This is a genomic window from Vibrio sp. B181a, from assembly GCF_030248375.1.
Classification (GTDB): domain Bacteria; phylum Pseudomonadota; class Gammaproteobacteria; order Enterobacterales; family Vibrionaceae; genus Vibrio; species Vibrio campbellii.
In genome coordinates, this window is record NZ_JAHGAD010000015.1 from 103,836 (window position 1) to 130,776 (window position 26,941).

General features: G+C 46.8%; 25 protein-coding genes and 1 riboswitch. Of the genes, 12 read left to right on the plus strand and 13 right to left on the minus strand.

What is annotated here, in order from left to right; all coding sequences use genetic code 11:
- The first annotated feature begins 7 nt into the window (after nt 1–7).
- Both KIO97_RS07600 and KIO97_RS07605 read left to right on the plus strand, forming a co-directional pair.
- Nucleotides 8–2,587 carry a TRAP transporter permease gene (locus KIO97_RS07600; protein ID WP_050905713.1) on the plus strand — a complete coding sequence of 860 codons (2,580 nt, stop codon included), beginning with the start codon at nt 8–10 and terminating at the stop codon, nt 2,585–2,587.
- Nucleotides 2,588–2,631: 44 nt separating this feature from the next.
- On the plus strand, nt 2,632–3,069 hold the full coding sequence (locus KIO97_RS07605; RefSeq protein ID WP_005430588.1) for a universal stress protein: 438 nt from the start codon (nt 2,632–2,634) through the stop codon (nt 3,067–3,069).
- A gap of 75 nt (nt 3,070–3,144) precedes the next feature.
- On the opposite strand, the gene thiQ is transcribed toward KIO97_RS07605, so the two are convergent.
- The 5 genes from thiQ to mpl all read right to left on the minus strand — a co-directional run bounded on the left by thiQ (nt 3,145) and on the right by mpl (nt 8,689).
- Complete coding sequence (gene thiQ, locus KIO97_RS07610) at nt 3,145–3,849, minus strand: thiamine ABC transporter ATP-binding protein (RefSeq protein WP_039841397.1); 705 nt, start codon at nt 3,847–3,849, stop codon at nt 3,145–3,147.
- Nucleotides 3,849–5,435 (minus strand): thiamine/thiamine pyrophosphate ABC transporter permease ThiP, encoded by a 1,587-nt coding sequence (gene thiP, locus KIO97_RS07615; protein WP_285381757.1) that lies wholly within the window; start codon nt 5,433–5,435, stop codon nt 3,849–3,851. The genes thiQ and thiP overlap by 1 nt, the downstream gene beginning before the upstream one ends.
- Nucleotides 5,436–5,449: 14 nt before the next feature.
- Complete coding sequence (thiB, locus tag KIO97_RS07620) at nt 5,450–6,442, minus strand: thiamine ABC transporter substrate binding subunit (RefSeq protein ID WP_285381758.1); 993 nt, start codon at nt 6,440–6,442, stop codon at nt 5,450–5,452.
- 68 nt (nt 6,443–6,510) lie between these two features.
- Nucleotides 6,511–6,660: riboswitch (TPP riboswitch) on the minus strand.
- A gap of 32 nt (nt 6,661–6,692) precedes the next feature.
- Nucleotides 6,693–7,331 (minus strand): flavin prenyltransferase UbiX, encoded by a 639-nt coding sequence (locus KIO97_RS07625; protein WP_012126903.1) that lies wholly within the window; start codon nt 7,329–7,331, stop codon nt 6,693–6,695.
- Nucleotides 7,331–8,689, minus strand: a complete 1,359-nt coding sequence (gene mpl, locus KIO97_RS07630; RefSeq protein ID WP_050905716.1) for a UDP-N-acetylmuramate:L-alanyl-gamma-D-glutamyl-meso-diaminopimelate ligase — start codon at nt 8,687–8,689, stop codon at nt 7,331–7,333. Before mpl ends, KIO97_RS07625 begins: the two co-directional genes overlap by 1 nt.
- 314 nt (nt 8,690–9,003) lie before the next feature.
- Here mpl and fbp point away from each other — a divergent pair, with 314 nt between their 5' ends.
- Complete coding sequence (gene fbp / locus KIO97_RS07635) at nt 9,004–10,020, plus strand: class 1 fructose-bisphosphatase (RefSeq protein ID WP_005430527.1); 1,017 nt, start codon at nt 9,004–9,006, stop codon at nt 10,018–10,020.
- Between the two features lie 125 nt (nt 10,021–10,145).
- Nucleotides 10,146–10,676, plus strand: coding sequence for an inorganic diphosphatase (gene ppa, locus KIO97_RS07640; RefSeq protein ID WP_005430573.1), 531 nt, complete (start codon nt 10,146–10,148; stop codon nt 10,674–10,676).
- A gap of 80 nt (nt 10,677–10,756) precedes the next feature.
- On the opposite strand, the gene KIO97_RS07645 is transcribed toward ppa, so the two are convergent.
- The 5 genes from KIO97_RS07645 to KIO97_RS07665 form a co-directional block, all read right to left on the minus strand.
- The gene (locus tag KIO97_RS07645) at nt 10,757–11,116 is read right to left on the minus strand and encodes a DUF2799 domain-containing protein (protein WP_005430559.1); all 360 of its coding nucleotides are present in this window, start codon (nt 11,114–11,116) and stop codon (nt 10,757–10,759) included.
- Nucleotides 11,117–11,132: 16 nt separating this feature from the next.
- Complete coding sequence (locus KIO97_RS07650; RefSeq protein WP_038890882.1) at nt 11,133–11,471, minus strand: DUF2799 domain-containing protein; 339 nt, start codon at nt 11,469–11,471, stop codon at nt 11,133–11,135.
- Between the two features lie 64 nt (nt 11,472–11,535).
- Entirely contained in the window at nt 11,536–11,883 is a 348-nt protein-coding gene (locus KIO97_RS07655; protein WP_285381759.1) for a gamma-glutamylcyclotransferase, read from the minus strand.
- Nucleotides 11,884–11,916: 33 nt separating this feature from the next.
- Nucleotides 11,917–15,789, minus strand: a complete 3,873-nt coding sequence (locus KIO97_RS07660; RefSeq protein WP_285381761.1) for a translocation/assembly module TamB domain-containing protein — start codon at nt 15,787–15,789, stop codon at nt 11,917–11,919.
- On the minus strand, nt 15,786–17,498 hold the full coding sequence (locus KIO97_RS07665; protein ID WP_050905718.1) for an autotransporter assembly complex family protein: 1,713 nt from the start codon (nt 17,496–17,498) through the stop codon (nt 15,786–15,788). The genes KIO97_RS07660 and KIO97_RS07665 overlap by 4 nt, the downstream gene beginning before the upstream one ends.
- Nucleotides 17,499–17,664: 166 nt before the next feature.
- Between KIO97_RS07665 and msrA the strand changes: the two genes are divergently transcribed.
- The gene (gene msrA, locus KIO97_RS07670) at nt 17,665–18,303 is read left to right on the plus strand and encodes a peptide-methionine (S)-S-oxide reductase MsrA (protein ID WP_285381764.1); all 639 of its coding nucleotides are present in this window, start codon (nt 17,665–17,667) and stop codon (nt 18,301–18,303) included.
- A gap of 49 nt (nt 18,304–18,352) precedes the next feature.
- On the opposite strand, the gene KIO97_RS07675 is transcribed toward msrA, so the two are convergent.
- The gene (locus KIO97_RS07675) at nt 18,353–18,553 is read right to left on the minus strand and encodes a DUF1107 domain-containing protein (RefSeq protein WP_005528565.1); all 201 of its coding nucleotides are present in this window, start codon (nt 18,551–18,553) and stop codon (nt 18,353–18,355) included.
- A 216-nt stretch (nt 18,554–18,769) separates the two neighbouring features.
- Between KIO97_RS07675 and KIO97_RS07680 the strand changes: the two genes are divergently transcribed.
- The 7 genes from KIO97_RS07680 (at nt 18,770) to KIO97_RS07710 (ending at nt 24,411) form a co-directional block, all read left to right on the plus strand.
- Entirely contained in the window at nt 18,770–19,321 is a 552-nt protein-coding gene (locus tag KIO97_RS07680) for a YtfJ family protein (RefSeq protein ID WP_005430577.1), read from the plus strand.
- A gap of 164 nt (nt 19,322–19,485) precedes the next feature.
- Nucleotides 19,486–19,785, plus strand: coding sequence for a DUF2607 family protein (locus tag KIO97_RS07685; protein WP_134977312.1), 300 nt, complete (start codon nt 19,486–19,488; stop codon nt 19,783–19,785).
- Nucleotides 19,786–19,883: 98 nt separating this feature from the next.
- Nucleotides 19,884–20,597, plus strand: coding sequence for a DUF2796 domain-containing protein (locus tag KIO97_RS07690; RefSeq protein ID WP_285381766.1), 714 nt, complete (start codon nt 19,884–19,886; stop codon nt 20,595–20,597).
- Nucleotides 20,598–20,649: 52 nt separating this feature from the next.
- Nucleotides 20,650–21,378, plus strand: a complete 729-nt coding sequence (locus tag KIO97_RS07695; protein ID WP_285381768.1) for an ABC transporter ATP-binding protein — start codon at nt 20,650–20,652, stop codon at nt 21,376–21,378.
- Nucleotides 21,375–22,634 (plus strand): ABC transporter permease, encoded by a 1,260-nt coding sequence (locus KIO97_RS07700; RefSeq protein WP_045370138.1) that lies wholly within the window; start codon nt 21,375–21,377, stop codon nt 22,632–22,634. The genes KIO97_RS07695 and KIO97_RS07700 overlap by 4 nt, the downstream gene beginning before the upstream one ends.
- A gap of 5 nt (nt 22,635–22,639) precedes the next feature.
- Entirely contained in the window at nt 22,640–23,134 is a 495-nt protein-coding gene (locus tag KIO97_RS07705; RefSeq protein ID WP_005430529.1) for a DUF3299 domain-containing protein, read from the plus strand.
- Between the two features lie 371 nt (nt 23,135–23,505).
- Nucleotides 23,506–24,411: a TIGR03899 family protein gene (locus tag KIO97_RS07710; RefSeq protein ID WP_285381772.1), complete on the plus strand. Its 906-nt coding sequence runs from the start codon at nt 23,506–23,508 to the stop codon at nt 24,409–24,411.
- A 90-nt stretch (nt 24,412–24,501) separates the two neighbouring features.
- On the opposite strand, the gene cysC is transcribed toward KIO97_RS07710, so the two are convergent.
- A complete protein-coding gene (gene cysC, locus KIO97_RS07715) occupies nt 24,502–25,119 on the minus strand; it encodes an adenylyl-sulfate kinase (RefSeq protein ID WP_005430514.1) in 618 nt (205 codons plus the stop codon).
- A 24-nt stretch (nt 25,120–25,143) separates the two neighbouring features.
- Nucleotides 25,144–26,868: an SLC13 family permease gene (locus tag KIO97_RS07720; RefSeq protein ID WP_005528556.1), complete on the minus strand. Its 1,725-nt coding sequence runs from the start codon at nt 26,866–26,868 to the stop codon at nt 25,144–25,146.
- Between the last annotated feature and the right edge of the window lie 73 nt (nt 26,869–26,941).

Sequence of the window (26,941 nt, forward strand, 5' to 3'; positions counted from 1 at the left end):
AAAGTACATGGCGACGAACAACACTCCGTCACAAGATGTGCAAGAAATGGTGGCTCAGGCAGACACAGGTGCGCGTAGCCCAATGGGCTTGCAAGGTAGAATCTTATGGTTCGTACCACTGTGCTGGTCGCTATTTCAATTATGGTATGCCTCTCCGCTACCATTTATTTTTAATTTTGGCGTACTCAACGATACTGAAGCGCGAGCAATTCATTTAACTTTTGCCACTTTCCTCGCTTTCACTGCTTACCCAGCAATGAAGAACTCTCCGCGTGACCATATCCCATTAATCGACTGGGTATTGGCATTAGCGGGTAGCTTTGCTGCAGCTTACATTTATATTTTCTATACCGAACTGGCCGGGCGCTCTGGTGCACCGACAACCGTTGACATCGTAGTCTCAGTAACGGGTATGGCTCTATTGCTTGAAGCAACACGTCGTGCACTGGGTCCACCGTTGATGGTCGTTGCCGCAGTATTTCTGACCTACACCTTTGCCGGTCCATATATGCCAGATGTTATTGCTCATAAAGGTGCAAGCTTAAACAAAGCAATGTCACACTTATGGCTGACTACGGAAGGCGTATTCGGTGTTGCACTTGGCGTATCGACTTCGTTTGTATTCTTGTTCGTACTTTTCGGTGCAATGCTAGAACGCGCGGGCGCAGGTGCTTACTTCATTAAAGTCGCCTTCTCACTGCTTGGTCACATGAAGGGCGGTCCTGCAAAAGCGGCTGTCGTTGCATCCGGCCTATCTGGTCTGGTTTCGGGCTCATCCATCGCAAACGTAGTAACCACAGGTACCTTTACGATTCCACTGATGAAGCGAGTAGGCTTCCCGGGGACAAAAGCTGGTGCGGTTGAAGTTGCTGCGTCGACGAATGGCCAGCTAACGCCGCCTATCATGGGCGCTGCGGCCTTCCTAATGGTTGAATATGTGGGTATCTCTTATGTTGAGGTAATCAAAGCAGCCCTACTTCCTGCACTTATTTCATACATTGCTCTGATTTACATCGTTCACCTTGAAGCATGTAAAGCAGGCATGACCGGCCTTCCTCGTCGCCACAACCCAACCATGCTACAAAGCCTATTGTCATTTACTGGCACTATACTTGGCTTGTGCGTCATCAGCGCCTTGGTTTACTACGGTGTGGGTTGGACTAAAGACGTATTTGGCGATGCTGCAACAACCATTGTAACCATCGCCCTATTAATTGCTTACGTCGGTCTGGTGAAGGTTTCAGCAAATCACGTGAAAGATGGCGCGATTGAAATTGATGCGGAGCTCACCGAAGTACCAGATCCAGGCCCAACGATTAAATCTGGTCTGCACTATCTGCTACCGATCGTCGTACTGGTTTGGTGTTTGACTGTAGAACGCTTCTCACCGGGTCTGTCAGCATTCTGGGCAACCGTGTTCATGATCTTTATCTTGCTGACGCAGCGCCCATTGATCGCATTGCTATCAAAACAGGGTGACCTGGTTGAGCAGACCAAAGACGGTTTTGTTGATCTCGCAGAGAGCTTGGTATCCGGTGCACGCAACATGATCGGTATCGGTGTGGCAACCGCTGCAGCAGGTACGGTAGTTGGTGTGGTCACCTTGACTGGTATCGGCTTGGTTATGACAGACTTCGTCGAGTTCATTTCTGGCGGTAGCATCATCCTTATGTTGCTGTTTACGGCAGTAATCAGCTTGATCCTGGGTATGGGTCTGCCAACGACGGCAAACTATATCGTGGTATCAACGCTAATGGCACCGGTTATCGTAACTCTGGGTGCGGCTCATGGCCTTATCATCCCACTGATTGCGGTGCACTTATTTGTGTTCTATTTCGGTATCCTTGCAGATGATACACCTCCTGTAGGTTTAGCTGCCTTTGCCGCTGCCGCAATTGCTAAGTCAGATCCAATTCGTACAGGTATTCAAGGCTTTACCTACGATATTCGAACCGCAATTCTGCCATTCATGTTCGTCTTCAACACTCAACTCTTGTTGATGGGCATTGATTCATGGTGGCACCTAGCGTTAACCGTGATCTCTTCCATTATTGCGATGTTGATCTTCTCCGCGGCAACACAAGGTTGGTGGTTCACACGTAACAAGTGGTGGGAAACGATCCTACTATTAGTATTAACCTTCTCGTTCTTCCGTCCTGGTTTTTGGTGGGACATGCTCTACCCAGCGAAAGTTCTTTCTCCTGGTGTTGAGATAGCTCAAATCACAGAAGGGTTAAATGTAGGAGAATCCATAGAGTTACGTGTCGCTGGAGAAAACCTTGAAGGTGACTACGTTGAAAAAACGGTACGTCTTCCGTTCGAAGATAAAGCGGCAACCGCTGAAGAACGACTTTCTTCAATGGGCCTAATGCTGACCGAGAACGACGGCAAAATGATCGTAGACATGGTTGAATTTGGCAGCCCGGCAGAATCTTCAGGAATCGACTTCGATTGGGAGATCAAATGGGTAGTTCAAGATGCTGAACGACCAATGAAAGAATGGGTATTTGTGCCTTGTTTGATGATTTTGCTGGTACTTGCCCTGAACCAAAAACGTCGTGCTCGTAAGGAACAGCTGAGCGCATAACCGATTTGGCCCCGAGGATAAGGGGCCTTAATGAGAGACATTGAATGTACAAACAAATTCTTGTTCCGGTTGATCTAAATGACCAAGGCTTTTCTGACCGTGCCGTTGAATTAGCGGTATGGCAAGCAAAGCAAGCCAATGCTGAAGTTCACTTGCTTACTGTCTTACCTGGTATTCATATGTCGATGGTCGCGACTTACTTCCCGAAAGACGCGGCGGCGAAAATGAAGCAAGATGTAAAGCAACAGCTCAAAGCCTTTGCAGACCAACATATCGATGATGAAGTCATTTACAAAGTCCACGTGGCAGAAGGCAAAGCGTATGCAACCATCCTTGATTACGCTGAACGCTTAGGTGCTGACCTTATCATTATGCCAAGCCACAAACGCTCAAAGATCAACAAAGTGATGCTGGGCTCTGTAGCAAGCAAAGTCGTTGAGAACTCACCAATCAACGTTATGGTAGTGAAGCCTCAAGGCTAATACGCTCATTCAAACTCCCAAAACCAAAAAAGGTTGATGCTTGCATCAACCTTTTATTTTTCTATCTCAGGGTAATCACCCTGCCGCTTTAACAAAAGCCTTCAATGCTTTACTGCTATGTTGAGCGTTAAGCTCACCAATCTCTCCTGCAGCTTCAACCTGACCACCAGCCACAAAAGCAAAATGACTAGCAATCGCTCTGGCGTCACTTAAGTGGTGCGTCACCATCAAAACGGTAATGCCACGCTCAGCAGCAAGTTGTTTAACCAGTGTCAGCATCTCTTCTCTCAATACTGGGTCTAACGCAGAAAAAGGTTCATCGAGTAACCACATTGGGTGCGGCTGAACAAAACAACGCGCAAGTGCCACACGCTGACGCTGACCACCAGAAAGATGTTCAGGTAAACGGTCCAGATACTCAGCAACCCCGACCTGCTTGGCCGCTTGCTCAACAAGCAGCTTTTGGTCTGCCGTGAGCTTTAGTCCCGGATGTAAGCCCAAACCGATGTTGTCTCTTACTGACAGGTGAGCAAACAGATTATGCTCTTGGAACAGCATTGAAAACGGACGCTGATACGGCTCTTTACGCACGATAGACTCACTATCAACCAGAATATCGCCATGGTCTGGATTAATAAAACCAGCAACTAACGCCAATAACGTTGATTTGCCCGCCCCACTCGGCCCCATCAGTGAAACAATTTGTCCACGCTGAATAGCTAACTCAAAACGAAACAGTTCACGTTGATAGGTGTACTGCACATCATCCAACACTAACATTACGCTCTCTCCTTCGTTTTCAACACTTTCTCAATCACCGCAAAACAGCCGACGCTGAGCAACAGCAAAGTAACCGATACCACGGCAGCGGCATCCATTTGGTAACTGCCAAGCAGTTGGAATAGATACAGCGGCAAGGTTCTAAATTCTTGCCCACCAAACAAGGCAATCGCACTTAAGTCACCAATCGCAAACATAAAGCTGATGGCAAAAGCATGGGCAAACGGCTTGCGCAGTGCTTGCCATTCCACGACTTTAAATCGTTGCCAACCACGCATGCCTAAGCTGGCACACACGTACTGATACTGCTGCTCAATGTACAACATAGGTTGAGATAAAGTCTTAATGACATATGGCAATGCCATCAAGCCATTAACTAAGATGACAACAAAAAACGCCAAGCTGAATACATCGGTAAACGATCGCAGTAATAGGAACAATCCGGTGCTAATCACCAATCCCGGCGTTACTAAGATAATGGTTCCGATAAGCTCAATTTGATCGGCGCGAGTATTTTTATACTGCAATCGCCAACGTCGACTGGTCAGCAAAATCGACACACCAGCAGCAACAGCAAGAGAGCTCGCCAGTATCGCAACTTTGAGAGAATTGAACAGTGCGGACCAAAAGCGCTCATCGGTCAGTACCGACCAAACTTGCTGGTTGATGCCACTGAACACCACCATCATAAGTGGTGGTATTACTAGTAAAAAGGCACCTATGATCCAAAAGCTATCCCAAGCTTTTGACCACCCATGATCCTTCGTTAAATATTGCTGTACCGATGTACTGCCAGCGCTTACTGAAACTGGCTTCGTCAACTTCTGCACGCCAATCGCTAACAAGCCACATAGTAGCATTTGCCACAGTGCCAAAAGCGCCCCAGCCTGCAGATCAAAATCGAACTTAATCGCCTGATAAATGGCGAGTTCAATGGTGGTCGATTTCGGTCCGCCACCTAACGCCATCACGGTGGCGAAACTGGTAAAGCAAAGCATAAACACCAAGCCGCTTACGTGTGGAAGTTGTTGTCTTAATCGAGGCCATTCCACCCAACGGAATTTGTCCCAATGACTCATTCCAAGGTGTGCACACAGTTTATGTTGCTCTGCGGGGATCGACTCTAATGCCTGCAAAAGTAGCCGCGCCGCATAGGGCATATTGAAGAACACATGCGCAAGTAAAATGCCGTTCAGACCATAGATGGAAAACGGCAGCTCCGCATCGATACTTTTCAGCCATTGAGCTAATAAGCCGCTATTACCATAAATCGCCAATAAGCCAAATACACCGACTAACACAGGCAGAACTAAGGTAGACGCAAACAACTTTAATAGTAGAGACTTCCCAAAGAACTCACGTCGAGAAAGCGCATGGGCCACTGGAATAGCCAAGCCAACACTCAATAGTGTAGAAAGGAAAGCTTGGTAGAAGCTGAACTTGGTGACATGCTGATAGTAGGGGTCTCCCCACACCATAGACACATCAAGAGAAGGCGCTTGGACAATCAAAGCACCTAGGGCAGAAACAACAAAGGTCGCGATAATCATCGCGACCCCTAACCCTATTTTCGGAACAGAATTCAAAAGTAGAACCTATATTAGAACGTCAATGCGCTTTGCCACTCGCGAATCCAAGTCTTGCGCATTTTCGCTACTTCATCTGCACTAAAGCTAAGTGGCTTGCTTGGTACGCTTAAGGTTTCAAAGCCTTTTGGTAATTCAACGTCAGTCACTGGGTACATCCAGTTACCTGTTGGCATTGCAGATTGGAACTCATCACTCAAGATGAAACCCATAAACTCATCCGCAAGTTCCGCATTCTTTGAACCTTTGACCTTAGCCGCCACTTCCACTTGCATGTAGTGGCCTTCGGTAAAGTCTGCGCTGGCGTATTTCGCATCACCTTCTGCAATCAAATGGTACGCTGGAGAAGTCGTGTAAGACAGCACGAGGTCGGACTCACCGTTCAAGAACATCGAGTAAGCTTCTGACCAACCTTTGGTAACCGTAACGGTTTTCGTTGCCAGTTGCTTCCATGCTTGAGTCGCATCATCGCCGTAGATGGACTTCATCCACAACATCAAGCCTTGACCCGGCGTCGAAGTTCGAGGGTCTTGGTAAATCACTTTCAGATCATCACGCTCTTCCACCAGCTCTTTCATACTTTTTGGAGGATTCGCCAACTTCTCCTTGTTGTATACAAACGCAAAGTAGCCGTAATCGTACGGTACGAAAGTCTTATCGTCCCAACCATTAGGTAGCGTAGTCTTTGAGGTATCAACATTATGCTCAGCCAGCAGCCCGGTCTTTTTCGCTTCCGCCATCAGGTTGTTATCCAAACCTAACACGATATCCGCTTTGCTATTATTTCCCTCTAAACGAAGGCGGTTAAGAATAGAAACGCCGTCGTCCAGCGCGACGAAGTTAACATCGCACCCGCATTTGGCTTCGAACGCTTTTTCGACCTTAGGACCTGGTCCCCAATCGGCAGCGAAAGAGTCATACGTATAGACAGTTAGGGTGTTTTCAGCGGCAAACGCCGAAGTAGAAGTGATGGCTGCAAGGGCAATCAGACTAAGAGTGGTTTTCACTGCTCGCTCTCCATTTGCATTATTGACATGAATTGAGCGGCACAGGCTTGAGGCGGTATTTAGGACTTCCAATATCCAGACTCAATTCCTACGCCAGCATTATCTGGTTCAGGTAATACGGGTCCCTGTTTGCTCAACAACGTTAAGCGATTAGGTCTCAGCGCCCAATGGTATTGATAAGCTCAATGCCAAGTGGGTTTGCTCCCCGATGAGTTGGATGGATTGTAAAGGTCTTTTATTGATTACACAATCAACGTTGGTCATAACCCCAACGTGGCACTAAACCTTGCTCAATGCCAAGGTGATCCAGAATTCTCGCCACCATAAAATCCACTAAGTCTTCGATAGTTTTAGGTTGATGATAGAAGCCCGGCGCTGCAGGCATAATGGTGACCCCCATTTGCGAAAGCTTGTGCATGTTTTCAAGATGCAACGTCGAGAATGGCGTTTCACGCACTACAAGCAGCAACTGTCCGCGCTCTTTCATTACCACATCAGCAGCACGCTCAATCAAGTTATCCGACATGCCGTGTGCAATGGCCGCAACACTACCTGCAGAACATGGACACACCACCATTTGCTTAGGCGCCGCAGAGCCAGAAGCCACCGGCGAAAACCAGTCGTCTTTGCCACAAACGGTGATGTTATCTGGATTGCAATTAAGGTGCTCAACCAGCGCTTTTTGCGCCGCTTCAGGGCCACTTGGGAGTTTCAAGTCATGTTCGGTCGCCATTACCACGCGCGCAGCCGAAGAGATCAACACGTAGACGTGGTAATCCGCTGCCACTAAACATTCAAGAAGACGAAGTCCATACGGGGCACCAGAGGCGCCCGTTAATGCGAGTGTGATGGCTTTTTTAGGGGTTACTTTTTGCTGCATAGATGTCATTAAGCTTTTTGTTTCAGTTGTTCCAGAAGCTTGCCGTGGATACCACCAAAGCCACCGTTACTCATCACGAGGATTTGGTCACCTGGCTGCGCTTGCTCTACGATTTTTGCGACGAAGCTGTCCATCTCTGCATCAACAAACGCAGGCTGTTTACACTGGTCTGCAATATCCTGTACCGACCAATCAATGTTATCCGGTTGGAAGAGGAACACTTCATCGGCACTGTGCAATGAAGCCGCTAAAGTATTCTTGTGCACACCGCGTTTCATGGTCGCAGAGCGTGGCTCTAAAACGGCAAGGATACGTTTTTCGCCAACTTTGTTACGTAAACCACCTAGCGTCAGTTCAATCGCCGTTGGATGATGAGCAAAATCGTCATAAACCGTCACGCCCTGCTCTTCGCCTTTTAACTCTAAGCGACGTTTGGTATTGATAAAGCGACCGAGAGCCTGGCAAGCTAAATCTGGAGCCACACCAACATGACGCGCAGCAGCAATAGCCATCAAAGCGTTATCTACGTTGTGGTCACCCACAAGCTCCCAGTCCACAACGCCTACTTTCTCACCTTGCAGTGACACTTCAAATTTAGAACCATCGACAACCAGCTTGTGTGCTTGCCAATCACCATCGACACCCGAGAACTGCTTTTCAGTCCAACAACCGCGCTCGATCACATCTTGTAGCGACTGATCTTGCTTCGGTGCAAGGATCAAACCATTACCAGGAACAGTACGTACTAAATGATGGAATTGACGCTTGATCGCTTCTAGATCGTCGAAGATGTCCGCATGATCGAATTCAAGGTTATTCATGATTAGTGTGCGTGGGTGGTAGTGAACAAACTTAGATCGTTTATCGAAAAAAGCACTGTCGTATTCGTCTGCTTCAACGACGAAAAACATACTTTCACCCAAGCGTGCTGACACACCGAAGTTACCCAACACACCACCAACTAGAAAGCCCGGTTGGTAACCGCAATCTTCTAAGATCCAAGCTAGCATGCTTGAAGTGGTGGTTTTACCATGGGTACCTGATACCGCCAGAACCCAGCGATCGTGCAATAAGAACTCTTGTAACCATTGTGGGCCCGAGGTGTAACGCATATTGGTATTCAGCACATGCTCAACACATGGGTTACCACGGCTCATCGCGTTACCAATCACCACGAGGTCAGGTTGTGGGTCAAGCTGAGAAGGGTCAAAGCCTTCAATAATTTCAATACCTTGAGACTCCAACAGGGTGCTCATTGGTGGATAAACGTTGGCATCCGAACCCGTCACTTTATGACCTAGCTGACGCGCTAAAATTGCCGCACCGCCCATAAACGTGCCGCAGATACCCAAGATATGAATGTGCATAAACTTAACCTTGTAATGCGTTCTTTAATCCTTTCATTATCGTGATAACCACCAGAAAAGCGAGTGCCTTTCGCTGTGTTCTTGCAGTCTCTTTCACAAATCTGACAGGGCTTAGGGCTGACTGACCAAGCATTAACCAAGCGGTTCACGTCTTATGCAATAAGACAAATAAATTGAGATCTCAGTCGGTTACTTCATTACCATTAATAAGATCTGCGACTTAAACTTACATCTAGCGCAATCGTTTAACATCCATAAAGAGATGCCCCCGTTGCGCGACACCCCCAACGAAATGAAAAATGTAAGGATAAACCATGTCAGGACTGCGCACCCTAGGCGAGTTCATTGTTGAGAAACAAGCGGATTTCCCCCACGCTAGCGGTGATCTTTCATCTCTATTAGCTTCTATTCGTTTAGCTGCAAAAATCGTAAACCGCGAAATCAATGCGGCAGGTCTTGGTGATATCACTGGCGCTGTAGGTACAGAGAACGTACAAGGCGAAGATCAGCAAAAGCTTGATGTATACGCGAACGACAAGTTTAAAGCAGCGCTCGAAGCACGCGACCAAGTGTGTGGTGTAGCCAGTGAAGAAGAAGATGAAGCGGTTGCGTTCAATAAAGAACTTAACCAAAACGCAAAATACGTTGTTCTAATGGACCCACTCGATGGCTCATCAAACATCGATGTGAACGTGTCTGTTGGTACGATTTTCTCTATTTATCGTCGAGTTTCTCCTATTGGAACCCCACCAACAGAAGAGGACTTCCTACAACCAGGCCACAAACAAGTGGCAGCGGGCTACGTGATTTACGGCTCATCGACCATGCTGGTTTACACCACAGGTAATGGCGTAAACGGCTTCACTTACGATCCATCGATTGGCAGCTTCTGTCTATCTCATGAAAACATGATGATCCCAGAAGATGGCAAAATCTACTCAATCAACGAAGGCAACTACATCCGCTTCCCGCAGGGCGTGAAGAAGTACATCAAGTACTGTCAGGAGAATGTGCCTGAAGATGGTCGCCCATACACTTCTCGCTACATTGGCTCATTGGTAGCTGACTTCCACCGTAACCTGCTAAAAGGCGGCATTTACTTGTACCCAAGCACGCAAAGCCACCCTCAAGGCAAGCTGCGCTTGTTGTACGAGTGCAACCCGATGGCATTCTTAATTGAGCAAGCTGGCGGTTTGGCGTCTGACGGTGTAAACCGCATTATGGATTTGAAACCTACCGAACTGCACCAGCGAGTGCCTTTCTTTGTGGGTTCAAAGAACATGGTCAACAAAGTCGAAGAGTTTCTTGAACTGAATCGCGAAGAAGACTAATTTCAGACCTTTGTCCAACGCGGCGGGTGTTTACCTGCCGCGTTTTTGTCGTTAAAGTGAACTGCGTAAATGTTAGCCAGATTAAGCCTTTCCACGCTTAATCCTCAATGAAAAGGAATATTCAAATGAGCTTAAATAACGTACCAGCAGGTAAATCACTGCCTGAAGATATCTACGTCGTCATCGAAATCCCTGCCAACGCGGATCCAATCAAATACGAAGTAGATAAAGACACTGGTGCTGTGTTTGTTGACCGTTTCATGTCTGCACCTATGTTCTACCCATGTAACTATGGCTATGTGAACGATACTCTTTCTCTAGACGGTGACCCAGTGGACGTATTGGTTCCAACCCCTTACCCATTGATGCCAGGCTCTGTGATTCGCTGTCGTCCAGTCGGCGTACTGAAAATGACGGACGAATCGGGTGAAGATGCAAAAGTGTTTGCTGTACCGCACTCAAAAATCTCAAAAGAGTACGAAGACATTCAAGATGTCGGTGACATCCCTGAATTGTTGAAAGCACAGATCACACAATTCTTCGAACGCTACAAAGAACTTGAAGCGGGCAAATGGGTCAAGGTCGATGGCTGGGATGACGTTGCTGCAGCAAAAGCGGAAATCCTAGAGTCTTACGAGCGTGCTCAAAACAAATAATCGTAAGTAACAAATAACAAAAGAGCTGCCAATTGGCAGCTCTTTTTCGTTTTCATAGCTTCGTTTGATCGCCACCCTGTTTAATAGCCACCCGCCGTCGACAATCTGCCTGATTCATAATCGTTGTGGAAAAATGGGTCTAAATCATCGCAGATGCCATAGTAAGGAGCGCCTTGTACGCCGAGAATATAAGCGCTTTGCTGACAATACTCTTCCTTACCCTCCTGGTAGCCAGTTTGGTAGGCCATGATGAGTTCAGGAGTGGCACGGTTAGTATCATCTAACTTGGCAATACGGTCTTCGGACAACTCAAGCGAGCCCTTCAGTGCTGTTTGTTTGCCGAAAGCTTGCCAGTCTGTCGCGTTAACAGAGCTGGGGAGTGTGGTTTGCGCACAAGCGTTGAGAAATAGAAGCATAGCGCCAATCGCGAATAGTCTCATCATTACTCCTCACTCATTAGTAGCGTTTGCTGCCTTTAGATGTACGCCCTAGTTCGTATTCTCGACGGAATCGATCATCTAAATCGTCACAAATGCCTCGGTAATAACGCCTGCTTTCACCGAGTGTGAAAGCATCTTGTGCACAGTAATTTGCTCGACCGCTTTCATAGCCATTACTGTACGCCATATATAAATCGTCACCTTTGTTGAGCTCTTGCATGGAGAGTTTTGATTCACCTGCTTCCGCTCGCTGCATACCGTATTGTTGCCACTGCATGCTGTCGTTACTGCTCGGTGGTGTACTGTTTGAACAACCAACAAGAAGCAGCAGTATGATTGGAGATAGATATTTCATCGCAGACCTCCCAAGTCTTTGTTGTATATATCGTCAATGCATACGTTACTGCTCTCAGTATAGTTCACACCCTTTGGCACCAATCGCCAGAAGCAATCTCTTCTGTGAGTTGCTCAGTATCTTGGTATAAGTAGATCCAAGCTTGGCCAAATGGTGTCGCTATACCCTCTCTACGGTACTCCACCGGCACATCTTCAAGCTTATCTAACTCGCTGAGTGTATCGTTATCAATTAAATACACTTCGCCTTGTATCGCTTTTTGCCCAGTCGACAACGCGGGATAACGACCTAGATCGTACAAAGCAAATTGGGCATCAGTCTCATGATGCCCGAGAAACTCAGCGGTTTTCAAAAAGTGATGATTGCACTCTCCTTTGCGTAAGGTGCCATACACAAATACCAAATGCTGCATAACCACTCCTTAGTTATGTTTTAAAAGCTAAGCTTAGTTGAATTCAAACTGGTAGAGCAGATCAACCGCACTATCGACGCCCGATACCGCCTCTAGGTACAAATCTTTCATCAAACGGTAACGAACAGTGAACTCACCCAACGAGGTAAAGATACCTACGCCGTACTTCACTTGCAGACCTGGCAAGATATAACCACTTACTGTCACCTGAGAGTCATCTCCCGAACCAGCCGTATCCAATTGCAAGTCTTGTACACCAAAAGCTTCACCGATTTCACCAACTACCTTGCCGCTCTTCGCCAAGCTTAGGCCGATCAACGTTGTAGTCATGGCGTTACCGCCCGACTCCGCATCGATATCTTGACCGCGCAATAGGTAAGACAGTGCGTTCGCTTGTGGCATCGCCGGATCCGAGAAAATTTCTACGGTCGGGTCACTTGCTGGGCCAGTTACTCGAACACCGGCTGTCACATCGTCTTGCGTGTTGTCTGGGTTACGAATCGCTTTGATTGATACGTAAGGCTGATCCGCAGGGCCATTCATCATGATCTTACCTTCTTCGATCACCAAGTCTTGGCCGAATGAGCGGTAAGAACCGTCGACGATATTCACTTCACCAACAATGAATGGACCTTTGTCTTTTTGTGTCACATTCAAGTTACCTTGCAAGTCACCTTTTAGACCGAATGCAGACAATTGGAAGTCATCGCCAATCTTGATGTTGATGTCAGTTTCTACGTTAAACGGCAGCGCTTGTTCGCCATCGACAGGCTGCATATCTTTATTCAAGATAACCGTATCGCTCGACACGCCAACCGCACTTGGTGGCAACTCATCCACTAAGATACGACCCCATGGAAGATTGATGTTGCCTTCAACCTTGGCCAGTTGAGGCGTCACATCAATCGTCATGTCTGGCTCGACTTTGATTCGCACCATTGGTGGCATATCGACTTTCAGCTCTTTAGCAAATACACGAGCTTTGGTGTGCCAGTTTTCCAGATCACGCCAATCCGCATCACCGTTAATTTCCAGCTTGCCATCGGGTGTAATAATGCCCGCATCTAAATCTGCTTGATGCCCTTTGAAGTTAATCGCGACTTTGCCCGAGTTGATATCAATTGGCGTCACATCACCTTGCAACTTCATCTGGTCAATCAAGAACTGACCATCCACTTTCGGATGCATCACATCACCAGACAGAGCCAGATCCGTATTCATGTTCGCTTTGAATAGGCTGTACTCACCGATAAGTGGCGCTAAGAAGTCTAAATGGAACGTCGAAAGCGACACTTTACCGTCAATAGTTGGGCTCTCTGACGAGACATCATTTAACGACACCTTACCGGATAAATCGCCGTTGTCTGTAACATCAAATAACCACTCAGCATTCAATTTATCTTGGGCTAACTTAGCTTTTAAACTGACACTGTCCCAGCCGACCTTAATTGGCTGCTCTAGCGCTTGCTCTACCTGACCTTTTGGCATCTCCACATTTACCGTCACTTCCGGTTTCATGTCTGGTGCCCATTTTGCGTCAGCATTCGCGTTCACCGAGCCTTGAAGCTTGGTCTCTGCTGGCAAGAACTGTTTAATTTGGTCAAAGTCAAAGTTAGTGATGGCTAACTTTGCTTCACCGCTCTTACCAACACTAATGTCTTCCGTTAGACACACTTTTGAGTTTGCTTGCAACCAACAATGTGCCTGTACATTCGCAATCTGCTTATCAATGTTAACCTTAACTGCCGTTGATTTTTGTAGCGCCCAAGGGCCTTGAGGGGTACTTAGCGTTAAGCGACGCAATGCACCATCCCAGATCATTTCTGGCTTTTGCTTGAATGTACCTTCGATCTCTAAACTACTTGAAACAACGTCTGAAACCACATCCAACGTGAGTTGGTGCAGCTTCTCATCGCCTGTCACTTCAAGATCCGCACTATCGATTTTGATGTCATCGTAAGTGATGTTTTTCGCAATTAAGCTGACATCGGCTTTTGGCGCAGGCAGAGGCGTTACGTCGCCCTTTAGGGTAATCGTCTCGACCTTCGCTTGTTGTTGCCAATTCACTTGGTTAAGCGCGAGATCTAAGTTGATGTCTGGTTGTTTCAGGCTGCCGCGAAGTGCGATATTACCATTCATATTACCGCCAAGATCCGGCACACTTTTCGCGAAATCAGGGAAATTAACCTCAACATCCATTAAGATTTGCTTGTCGATCTTACCTTTCGCTCGCAATGAGTTAGGACCATGCGACAAGGCTAAACCTTGAGTATTGAGCTGAATATCCTCGCCTTTACCCGTCTTGTCAGATGCCTTTAGCTGACCTTCAATATTCAGCGGGTAGCCACGCAGAATACCGTCGATGTCCAGTTTAGGCAGACTTACTTGCCAGCCACCTTGATCGGTTAGTGAGCCTGAAGTCGATAGACTACCGCTGATGTCACCTTCAGCTTCTGGCCATTGTAAACCTGGCTGAATGTTCTTCAGGTTTAGATCGGCTTGCCAGTTGATTGGCGCAGCCCAGTTGGCCATCACCTTACCCGCTAACTCACCGCCTAGCGTTTTGACAACAATGCTTTCTAAATCAATCTGTTCTAGGGTGCCTTTACCGTTTAACGCCACATCCACAGCAGGAATATCTTTACCTGATGCCTTGGTATCTAACGCAACGGTGTAGCCCTCTAGTGAGCCTTTGGCGACTAGGCTAGGAACAGAAACTTGGTAATCGCTCTTACCACTCAATGGCCATTGCGCAGCAACATCTTTCAGCTTGATATCAAATGGCAACTCAGGTTTAAGCGGTTGAATTTGACCTTCAATCGTCGCTTTCACCAAATCAGACAGCGTCGCCTGCAATGATAAATCGCCAACCGAGCCAGACGCAGAAAGCGATAGTTTCTGCCCTTTTACGTCTGCTTGTTTAACCAGAGCATCAATCTGCGCTTGAATCGGGTAATCGGCCGATAATGTCACTTGCGTACTCAGCTGACCTTCGACTTCTGGCATATCAAGCTGTAGCGTTTTGACATCGACTTTATCACCGCCCGCCGTTGCCTCTAGCCCTAAGTGGTGAACAATCACAGGAGTGTCACCCGCTAATTTAAAGTCATGAATATCGAGACGTTTCGCTTCAACGGTCAGTGGAATCCATACCTCAGGTAGCACAATCCCTTCTGACTTCGTTTCAGCTGTAGGATTAGCATTCTCTGCAGCTGGAGTTTTCACCTCTTTAGGCTGGCTTTCTGTTGCCTTTGGTGTCGTTTTAGCTTGCTCGCTCTTGGCCTTTGGTTCCGAATCTGCTGCTTGTGATGGCTTCTCTTCTGTGGCTTCGTCACTTGGTGCAAGTGCCACATTGATAGCTTTCAATGCCGTTGGGGCAATCACCAAGCGGTCACCTTGCATCGACAATGCGGTAGAGAATTCTTGCCAATCAACCTTGTTACCTAAGATGTTCAGGTTAATGTCGTTAAAGCTGACTTTATTGACGAAGATTGGCACTGGTGTGCTGATGGAGCGCAGCGGTGGTGTTTCTTCTTCCGGCTCATCACTTGCCGGTGGCAACTCTGGCATTTGGAAGTTAACACCCTGTAGCGCGAGCTCATCCACACACACTTTAGGGTCAAAGAAACAACGGAAGTTCATCGCTAACGTTAAGCTTTCCACCTTAGCATCAACATGGAGAGACTCATCCACAAAGCTGACGTTATGCAGCGCAAAGCGTGGGAATAGTGAGCCTTGAATTTGCTCGACTTTAAGTTGCGGTAACGCTTTTTCTGCCCCCCAAAGTGCCAACTTTAGACCTGGGTGGGTAAATAGAATGGTGCCGACTAAAATCGCCAGCAACACAATAAGAGTCAGTAGACCGATTGAGAACCATTTCGTCCACTTCAGTGTTGTTTTCATCATAGCTCTGGCCCCAAAGAGAAGTGGATACGGAATTCTGGATCTGGCTCGGCGTCTAGGCCCCAAGCAAAGTCAAAGCTCACCGGACCGACCGGTGATGCCCAGCGGATACCGACACCCGCACCCGATTTCCATTCAGGGGTTTTATTAAATGCGTCACCAATGTCGTAGAATACCGCACCCCACCAGTTGCCATGCACACGATATTGGTACTCTAACGTACTGGTTACCATGTATTTCGCACCGGTCAATGCGCCACTCGAGTCTGTTGGCGAGATCGATTCGTAGCCGTAACCACGAATATTGTTGTCACCACCAGCGAAGAAACGCAGCGATGGCGAGAGTTTTTCAAATTCATCAGTGATGTTGGCGCCGCCTTCAAGGCGGAATAAACCACGGTGGTTTTGTCCGATACCACGAATCCAAGATGTGCGACCTAACAAACGAAGTACGCGAGTTTCAGACAACAACGCTGGGTCACCGTATTCAACCGTTACACTCTGTTTGTCGCCCCACATTGGCATATTACCGCCACGAGTTCGTGTGCGAGAGAACGAGGCACCAGGTAAAACAAACTGCACACCATCTTCTTGCAAACCTTGCGAGAAGTTTTCGTACAAGTGACGAACATACAACGTTTTGTGCCAACCACCATCGGTGATCCAGTGGCGTTCTACCGCAAGATTCGATTCCAAACTCTCCGTATCGCGGTTATCGAGATGCTTCAAACCAAACTGAAGTTGGTAGTATTCGTGCAATACATCATCAAGTGGGATCTTGTAGCCAGCCGTGATGGTCTGCTCAGGTTTAGACAGAGAAAGCGCGGTATCAAAGCTGTGGCCTCGCGCACTCACCCATGGTTTTTTCCATTTCAGCGTACCGCGCACACCAGTATCGGTAGAGTAACCAATACCCGTTTCAATTTGGTTTTTCGCAGCAGGAGCAAGTGAGACTTTGATTGGCAGGTCTCGACCATCATCTAACTTGGTGAGATCAGGCTCAACAAACACCGATGAGAACCAATCCGTATTCGAAAGGTTCTGGTTATATTCACCCACTTCAGAGACCAAGTAAGGCTCACCGGTTTTAAATGGGCGCAAAGAATCAACGCGATCTTCCCAGATCTGACTACCTAAAATTTCAACCGTACCAAAGTGATAACGGATACCACTGTCATAGTGCAGACGAACATTAGCTTCATTAAGTTCGGGTACCACCTCTAAACGGCTCAATTTAAAGTCACCGTTAAAGTAGCCACGTTGCAACGCTAAGTTACGAATACCCGATTTTAGAGCGTCGTATTCCCCTTGGTTTAGGATTCGACCTTCTTTCAAACGTGATTTTTTGATCAGGTTCGTGAATTCTTCATCTTCCCCTGCCTCACCTGAAATCACCACGTCCATTTCTTTGATTCTGACAGGTTCGCCCGGTTTGACGTTGACGATCAATTCATCATTATCTTTCGTAATAGTGTATGAAATTTTCGCATGATAATAGCCAAGCGCATTGAGCGCTTCAGTGATACTTTGTTCCAATCGCGCTTGAAAGCGCAACGACGTCGAGTAATCGTCTTCTGGAATGGAAGACAAGTAAGCGTTCACATTATCTTCTAGCGCGCCATCAATGCCCTTTATCTTTAAGGAAACATCGGCGTAAGCGCTATGAGAAAAGGCAAGTAGACTGACAATGATCGGGGTAGCTTTTCTTATCATGCTTTTTAGCTGGATGAGGTTAAATAAACGTAAACAATAATAACGCCAATTGAAGGCTAAGTCTGTAATATTAATAGGTTTACCACGGTCTATGTCATCACAACATCATATTCAGACTGAATATAATCATTCGCAAAATTAAGACTCGTATTGAAGGACAAATACCATGCTCAACAAACAGACAATGATCAGTATAGAAGATGCGCTACCAGGTAGAGAGGCATCAATGCAAATCGATGACACGCATTTTGTAAATCAGTCGAGTTTAACGGCACCGCCGCAAGCTCACCAACAACAGATTTTATTGGGAATGGGTTGCTTCTGGGGAGCAGAACGATTGTTCTGGCAAATTGAGGGCGTGGTATCCACATCCGTCGGTTACGCAGGGGGTTACACACCAAACCCAACATACGAAGAAGTGTGCACAGGCAAGACAGGCCATACCGAAGTGGTCCGAGTGGTCTTTGATGAGCGCGTGATTTCTCTTGAGCATTTACTTGCCGCATTTTGGGAAAAGCACGATCCAACTCAAGGGATGCGCCAAGGTAACGACTTAGGAACTCAATACCGTTCTGCGATTTACACCTATTCACAAGAACAGCAAGACGCAGCTGAACGTTCAAAGGCCCTGTATCAGCAAGCTCTGCAAGAAGATCAACGCTCAGCCATCACGACAGAAATTGAACCTGCTGGTCCGTATTACTTCGCTGAAACTTACCATCAGCAATACCTAGCGAAAAACCCGAACGGCTACTGTGGTTTAGGTGGCACTGGGGTTTGCTTCCCACCAAGCCTTCAAGGTTAAGCCTAAACTAAAAAGAGCGACGAAAGTCGCTCTTTTACAATTCTTGTCATTACACTGGGAGAGATAAAATTGCTTGATTTACTTCTCTAAATACAGAGAGTTGTTGGGGGTTTTTGATATCAGGCAACAGCACCTTTCCGTTATCAAAACGGAACTGACCAACACCTGCAATTGAAAACTGACCTTTGAATAAAGTCTTAACGAAACGCGCCACCTGACGTGGACGGTAAACAGCAAACTCACGTAGCATAACCACCTCAATATCCTTTTGAGAAAACACCGATTGCTCTTTCCATGGCAACCTTTATGCGCAATTTGCGACAGGGTTCATTCTATCAAATTCCTTTCTCAAAGCAACAAAATTAAAACATCATACGTTAAAGAATTGTTATAAACGGTTCTACATTTTTATTCACTGTAAGTATATACTTGGGAAGTCTCACACCCCCATATGGAACATAACAATATGAAAACTAAGACTCTCCTCCCTTTTTTCCTTGCTCTTGCTCCGGGTCTAGCACTGGCTCACAACTTATCAGTTGGTGAAAGCGTGCCAGCGGCGAAAGTAGACGCCTACGGTGAAATCGTATTGCAAGGTGAAGGCGTGGCTTATCAACCTTGGGCTACGCAACAAATGCTCGGTAAAGTCCGTGTCATTCATGCAATCGCAGGGCGCAGCAGCTCAAAAGCAATGAACGCACCACTAATGACAGCGCTCACTGAAGCGAAATTCCCGGAAGACGCTTACCAAACCACAACCATCATTAACCAAGATGATGCAGTTTGGGGAACTGGTTCATTTGTCAAATCATCGGCGCAAGACAGCAAACAGGAATTTCCTTGGTCATCAATGGTCTTAGATGAAAATGGTGTAGTGGCAAATAGCTGGGCTCTACAAGAAGAAAGCTCAGCCATCATTGTGCAAGACAAGCAAGGTAAAATTCTCTTCATCAAAGAAGGAGCTCTCAGCACGGATGAAATCAACCAAGTTCTTGGTCTAATCAAGCAAAATATCTAATCTTAATTGCTCCTTACCGTCTTTAGGTGAGGAGCAAATTCCCGAAAACTTGCTTCTAAGTTATTATTTCATCACAGATAATCCACCTCCATTTCATAAAAGAATGAACTTTTCTGCCAAATGGATGTTATATTATAACACTAGGTATCGTTTCGGGCTTTAAGATGCACTATCGCTGGCAAGCAATCTCACATCATTGGCGTCGCACTGTGGTCTTACTCAGTGTTGCGTTACTGATCGCTTGGAATTTTGCCACCATCGCTCATCAACTTGACCTAGTCCCGGAGCACCACAGCCACCATCATTGCCAAATGTTTGCTGGCTCGCATCATGGCCTGGTAAAGGCTCAACCAGAACTTCTCGCACCAACTTATCAACGCTCGACATACTCAGACGTGATCAAAAAACGTTTAAATGTCAGTGATGTGCGCTACACAGCGCGCGCGCCGCCTATTTTTGCTTAAACTTAAGAAGCCTCCATACTAGAAATTAAACGAGTTGCTAACTACATGATTTAAATTAGTAATCTCAATAAAACATTTAAGCAAATTAGGAAAAGAAAATGCCCTCTAAACACGCTCTAGCTCTTGTTATCGGCCTATCTCTAGCAGCAACTGCAAACGCAGAAGAATATCGTCAACACGAAGCACACGTGCACGGTCACGTAGAATTCAATATTGCTCAAGATGGTAAAGACCTACTGATTGAAATCACTTCTCCAGGCGCAGACGTTGTTGGCTTTGAGCACGCTCCTGAAAACGCAGAACAAGAGAAGGCACTTGGCGATGCTGTTGCTGCTCTAAAAAACACCGACCAGTTGTTTGCTATCAACAAACAAGCGAAATGTGTGATTGAAGATGTTCACGTATCCCACACCCTAGGCCAAGATTCTCATGAAGGTCATGAACACCACGACCATGAGGGCCACGATCACGATAAGCATGACCACGAAGGTCACGTTCATGACAAACATGATCATGACAAGCACAAAGACCATGATCACGACGAACATGCACATGATGATGACCACCACGATCACGAAGGTCATGAACATCACGACGAGCATGAGGGTCACGATCATGAACACGGCGGCCACGGTGAATTCACAGCAGAATACCGCTACCACTGTGACTCTGTTGCCGATCTAAACAGCATCAATACCACTTGGTTCAAGCAATTCCCTGCAACAGAATCAATCAGTGCAAACCTATTCACTGACACCACTCAGTCTGCGACTAGCCTAAGCAAAGACAACGCAAAGATCGCAATTAAATAAATCACATGGCGTGTAAGTACTTACTTACGCGCCATTGCTTTGGTAATTTATTATGACTGAAACCACGTCAAACGTTGTTGAGCTCTCTAATGCCCAGTTTGTCTGGCCCGGCTCTGAAAACGCGACCATTAACATCCCCCAGTTACACATTGCTCAAGGCGAGCATGTCTTTATCAAAGGCCCAAGCGGCTGCGGTAAATCGACTCTGCTTGCCCTGTTAACAGGCATCAATACGCTCACATCCGGTTCACTGTCTGTATTAGACACCGATATCGCGAGTTTGAGAGCGAGTCAAAGAGACAAGTTTCGCGCCGATCACATTGGCTATATCTTCCAACAATTCAATTTGTTGCCTTATCTCAATGTGATAGAGAACGTTCTTATTCCATGCCAATTCAGTAAAATTCGCCGCGACCGCGTTACTCCAAATGCTTCAACGGCATCACTGGAAGAACAAGCGACGACGCTACTGGAGCGTTTGCGTTTACCTAAAGCCCTGCATGACAAACCGGTATCAGAGCTCAGTATTGGTCAGCAACAACGTGTCGCAGCAGCGCGTGCTTTGATTGGTCAGCCTGAACTGGTGATTGCCGATGAGCCCACATCGGCACTCGATCATGACAACCGCAAAGCATTCATTGAACTCTTGATGGAGCAAGCCAACATTGCCAACGCGACGTTGGTCTTCGTCAGTCATGACCCGACGCTAGAATCCTTATTTGACCGAACACTTAATCTGCCTGAAATCAATCAAGCGCATAACCCAGGAGCCGCATCATGAGTGCTGTTGTAAAGCTCGCTTGGAAAAGCCTGATGAACCGCAAAGCGACCGCTATTCTCACCATAATGACGGTCGCCATTTCTGTTGTTCTACTATTAGGCGTAGAGCGCATTCGAACCCAAGCCAAAGATAGCTTCGCTAATACTATTTCTGGAACTGACCTAATTGTCGGAGGTCGCTCAGGACAAGTGAACCTGCTGCTGTACTCAGTATTCAGAATCGGCAATGCCACCAACAATATTGACTGGAAGAGCTACCAAGAGTTTGCGAACCACCGAGCCGTCGATTGGGCAATCCCAATCTCGTTGGGTGATTCACACAAAGGCTTTCGAGTGATGGGCACCAACCACAGCTATTTCGAACATTATAAGTACGGAAGTAAGCAACCACTCACCTTCTCAGAAGGTCGAGAATTCAATGGCTTATTTGAAACCGTACTTGGCTCTGATGTTGCGAAACAACTCGGCTATAAAATTGGTAGCGAGATCATCATTGCCCATGGCATCAGTGATGTTGGCTTTAGTCGTCACGATAACTTGCCATTTAAAGTCGTCGGTATTCTGGCTCCGACAGGCACGCCAGTGGATAAAACCGTCCACGTTTCCCTAGAAGCGATTGAAGCAATTCACGTCGGTTGGGAAAGTGGCGCTCGCTTGGGCCCGACACCGAGTGCCGCAGACCTCAAAGCCAGAGATTTTCAACCAAAGCAGATCACTGCGATGCTGGTCGGGTTGAAATCACGCATCCAGACTTTTGCTCTGCAAAGACAAATCAACACCTATCCGAAAGAGCCACTTAGTGCCATCATGCCGGGCGTCGCTCTGCATGAATTATGGGGAATGATGTCGGTTGCAGAACAAGCGCTGATGGCAGTCTCAGGCTTTGTAGTCGTGGCAGGTTTATTGGGTATGTTGAGTAGCTTGCTGACCAGCTTACAAGAACGCCGCCGTGAAATGGCAATCCTGCGCGCAATGGGGGCAAGACCTAGACACGTCTTCTCGCTACTGATCAGTGAAGCGAGTTTACTCACGTTTGCTGGCATCATTACCGGCGTTGCGGGCTTGTATTCCATTCTTGCCCTCTTGCAACCAATAATCCAACAAAGTTATGGTATACACCTAACCTTAACGGCACTGTCGCCGTATGAATGGATGTTGCTTGGCTTTGTACAGTGTGCAGGTATTGTGATTGGCTTCATCCCAGCATTCCGTGCTTACCGACAATCGCTCAGTGATGGAATGACAATTAGGATTTAGTAAAAATGTGGAAAAAAATACTCGCTAGCTGTTTGCTACTGATTTCCTTCACTGCACCAGTAATGGCCAGTGACGAACCGCTGAAACTCGATTGGATTGATCTTGTGCCAGAGAATGAGCGCAAGATGTTCGACAGTGTCGGCATGCCAGCTACAGACCACAACGGTGGTGCGGCACTTCAATCTAAGATTGGTAATGTTCGTCCTGAGCTTAACGGCAGCAAAGTGAAAATCCCTGGCTTCGTGATCCCATTAGAAGGTGATGCGAATACGGTGACGGAATTCTTACTGGTGCCATACTTTGGCGCTTGTATCCACGTTCCACCACCACCACCAAACCAGATCATTTATGTCAAATTCCCGAAAGGTGCACCAGTACAGGAGCTATGGGATGTCATTTATGTGGTGGGAACTCTGAAAACTGAAACGATCGAACATGAGTTGGCAGAAACAGCCTACGTGATTGAAGGCTCATCAATTGAAGCCTACGATGATATGTAGCTTGTTTGATAGCTAATAACTTGGATGATAATCAATAACTCAGTTGATTAGTAGAATAGATACACTAGGCGTCGCTTCGGCGCCTTTTTTATGCCTGCCAGATATATATTTAGTTATACGATATAGCGAGACAAATACGCGAGTATACCGACATACAAAACCAAAAGTAGCGCTATCGACAGGTGTTTTCTCAGTTTGCTTACGTCTGAATATCTCATCAGCCCTCCAAAATAATGATAACAATTTTAACAACTCATTATCATCTTGAATAGCCCTATTCTGTCAAAATCCGGACATGCCTCTCTGGTCGAGAAAACAGGAAAGGTGTAAATTTAAGCAAGTGCTAATCGCCAGCCTTGGTAGGAAATAAAATGGCAGAACCAACAAAGCAACATGTTGTTATTGAACACGAACCCACACAACAAAAACACACTCACCACGAAAAGAAGTCTGGCTACATCAAAGACAGTGCGAGCCGTGTTCAAAGCATTGCTCAAATCTACGGATTAGATGCTTTGTTGCAAAACGATCCTCCAGCTAAAACTGCGCTTGAACGCGCTCAGTTACGTGAACAACGCCGCCAAGAACAGAGACAAAAGAACTTAGAGCAAATCCTCAAACTGGCGCACAGCTCATGTCGAGATGAGACCGCTGGTGAGCCAGACCAAGACTGGTTGTATCGTTTTTTCGATATGGCGCAAGACATCCACAACAGCTCAATGCAAAAGCTCTGGGCGCAAGTCATGAAGCGCGAAGTGACCAACCCCGGCTCAACTTCGATGAAAGCACTTAAAGTGTTGAAAGACATGTCGCCGAGAGAAGCCCAAACTCTGCAACGTGCCGCGACGCTAGCGTGCAGTTTTGGTGGAGATAGCAGTCGCAAACTGCTGATTGGCTACAAAGCGCATGGCGGGATGTTCAGCTTTGGCAAACGCGACACCACCAGCAACCTTAATATGGGCAGCTTCCAACTGCCTTATTCGAGCTTGTTAGTGTTGATTGAACTGGGACTGCTGCACAGCACTGAACTAGAGTCAGGAGAGATTGGCATTGAAACGCCTTTGATGCTCACCTATCAAGGTAAAAACTTATCACTGCAGGTAAATACCAAAGGCGTGCGCCTGTTGTACTACCGCTTTACTCCGACAGGTAATGAGTTGTGTAAGCTGCTTGGTAACAAGCCTAATAATCAATACTATGACCAGATACTAGCGCTTCTAAATCAAAGGTTTAGCGTTCATAGCGAAGCCAAAACCACAGTAAACCACACCGTTTAGTACATAAAAAAGAGCTTTTGGTCACCTATGATTCAAAAGCTCTTTTAACTGCTCAGTGACTTTTTGGCCACCTATGATCCAAATGCTTTTTTATCGGATCACACCGCGTTGTCTAAGGTCGATTAAACATAACTCTACCAGCTCTTCGACACTCTTTTCGCCGGCTGGCAAATCAATTTCTGGGCTTGCTGGAGCTTGGTATTCAGAGTCAATACCGGTGAAATTCGGGATTTCTCCTGCGCGTGCTTTTTTGTACAAGCCTTTCGGATCGCGACCTTCACACACTTCTAAAGAAGCATTGACGAACACTTCAATAAACTCGCCCTCTGGCAACAGATCACGCACCAATTGACGCTCTGCGCGGTGAGGAGAAATAAATGCCGACAGAACGATCAAACCCGCGTCTGCCATCAGTTTCGCCAGTTCACCAATGCGACGAATGTTCTCGCGACGGTCTTGCTCAGAAAAGCCTAAGTCGCTGCACAAGCCATGACGTACATTGTCGCCGTCAAGCAAATAAGTGTGGTAACCCAGTTCGGCTAAGCGATTTTCCAATGCACCAGCCACCGTTGATTTGCCCGCGCCAGACAGCCCAGTAAACCAAAGTACCGCAGGCTTCTGTTTTTTTAATCCAGCACGAAACTGTTTATCAACCGAGTGCTGATGCCAAACGATGTTTTCATCTTTTACCGGAGTTTCGGCAGTCATAACGTATCCTTGTAAATTTACAGATTAAAACGGAAAGAAGACCGGAATCAGCGTCAGTACTAACACTGAATACACGATGGAAATCGGCACGCCAATTCGCACATAATCGGTCAATTTGTAATTCCCTACGCTGTATACCAATAAGTTGGTTTGGTATCCGTAAGGAGAAATAAAACTGGCACTGGCGCCAAACAGCACCGCCATAATGAAAGGCATTGGATCAACGCCATAACCTACCGCCATGCTGTAGCCAATAGGGAAAGACAGCGCCGCCGCTGCATTGTTGGTCACAAGCTCAGTTAGCACTAAAGTCATAATGTAAGTAGCGACTAACGCGCCAAACACACCCCAGCCATTAAAGGCTTCAATAAACATATCGCCCATTCGCACTGATAAACCGGATGTAATCATCAGCTGTGCAATAGATAGCGCTGAGCCTACAATCACCACAATATCGATTGGGAAACGACGACGAAGTTCGGAAAGTTGAATCACGCCAAAGGCCAGCAGTGCTATCAAATAAGCCGCCAGACCTTTGATAATAGGTACGAGTTCCAACAACGCACAGCCAATCACTGCAGCAAAGCCAAACAACACCAAGGCCGATTTATTCGCATCCAAACGTGCACTCGAATCTAAATCGTTCACCAATACAAACTCTTTACGATGCGCGCGACGTTCCGTCTCAAAGCGCTTACCGGGCACCAAAACTAACGTATCGCCCGCAGCTAAAGTGATGTTACCTAAGCCACCTTCAAGACGTTCATGGCCACGACGAATCGCCACAACCACCGCATCAAAACGGTCACGGAAGCGGCTCTCTTTCAGTGTTTTATGACAGAAAGTCGCCGATGAACTGACTACCACTTCAATAAAGTTCTGTCCGTTAAGGTGCTGATGGCCAAACAGCGTTAAACCTGGAATTTCTTGCAATGTTGCGACACTCTCAACATCGCCACAAAACAGCAGCCGATCTTTAGCGTTGAGGACAAAATCAGGACCAACAGACGGAACCGTCACACCATCGCGAATCACTTCAGCAAGGAACAATTTTCTCAGGGCACGCAGGTTATTTTCGGTAATGGTGCGCCCAACTAGCGGCGAACCCGGTTCAACACGAGATTCTAGAAAGTAAGGTAAATCTTCTTGGCTTTGGTCATCGTAATTGGGCAACAGATAACTCAGCGGAATAAGAATAAGCACACCGCCTACCAGTACCGCTAAGCCAATCATGGTTGGAGTAAAGAAGCTCAAGCTTGGCAGCCCGGCATCTTCAACAAAACTGTTGATAATTAAGTTGGTCGAGGTACCAATCAACGTCAACGTACCGCCAAAAATCGCCGCATAAGAAAGCGGAATAAGAAGCTTAGAAGGCGCATGTTGTTGGTTGCGTTTAATCGCACCAATTAACGACACCACAACCGCCGTGTTGTTAGTGAAAGAGGAAAGTAAAGCGGTAGAAAAGCCCAACTTGGCAATCACACTGCCGAGATGGCCTTCAGAAATACTGCGACTGACCCAGCTGATCAATAAGGTTTTTTCTAATGCGCTCGATGCGAGGATCAGCAGCACTAGGGTCAGAAGTGAAGAATTAGTAAAGTTTGCCGCAATGGTATTGAGCTCAATCATCCCCGCCATAAAGGCGATAAAAGCGGCTCCAGCAAATACGTAACTTGGTTTAATTTTGGTTACGAGTAAACAAGTGATAATGCCAAGCAAAATCGCTAATACAAATCCTTGTTCCCACATAGCCAATCCTTACCAATAAACCCGATACGGGCACAACAACGACTCGTGCAAACTTAGCTGCACGGAGTGACAA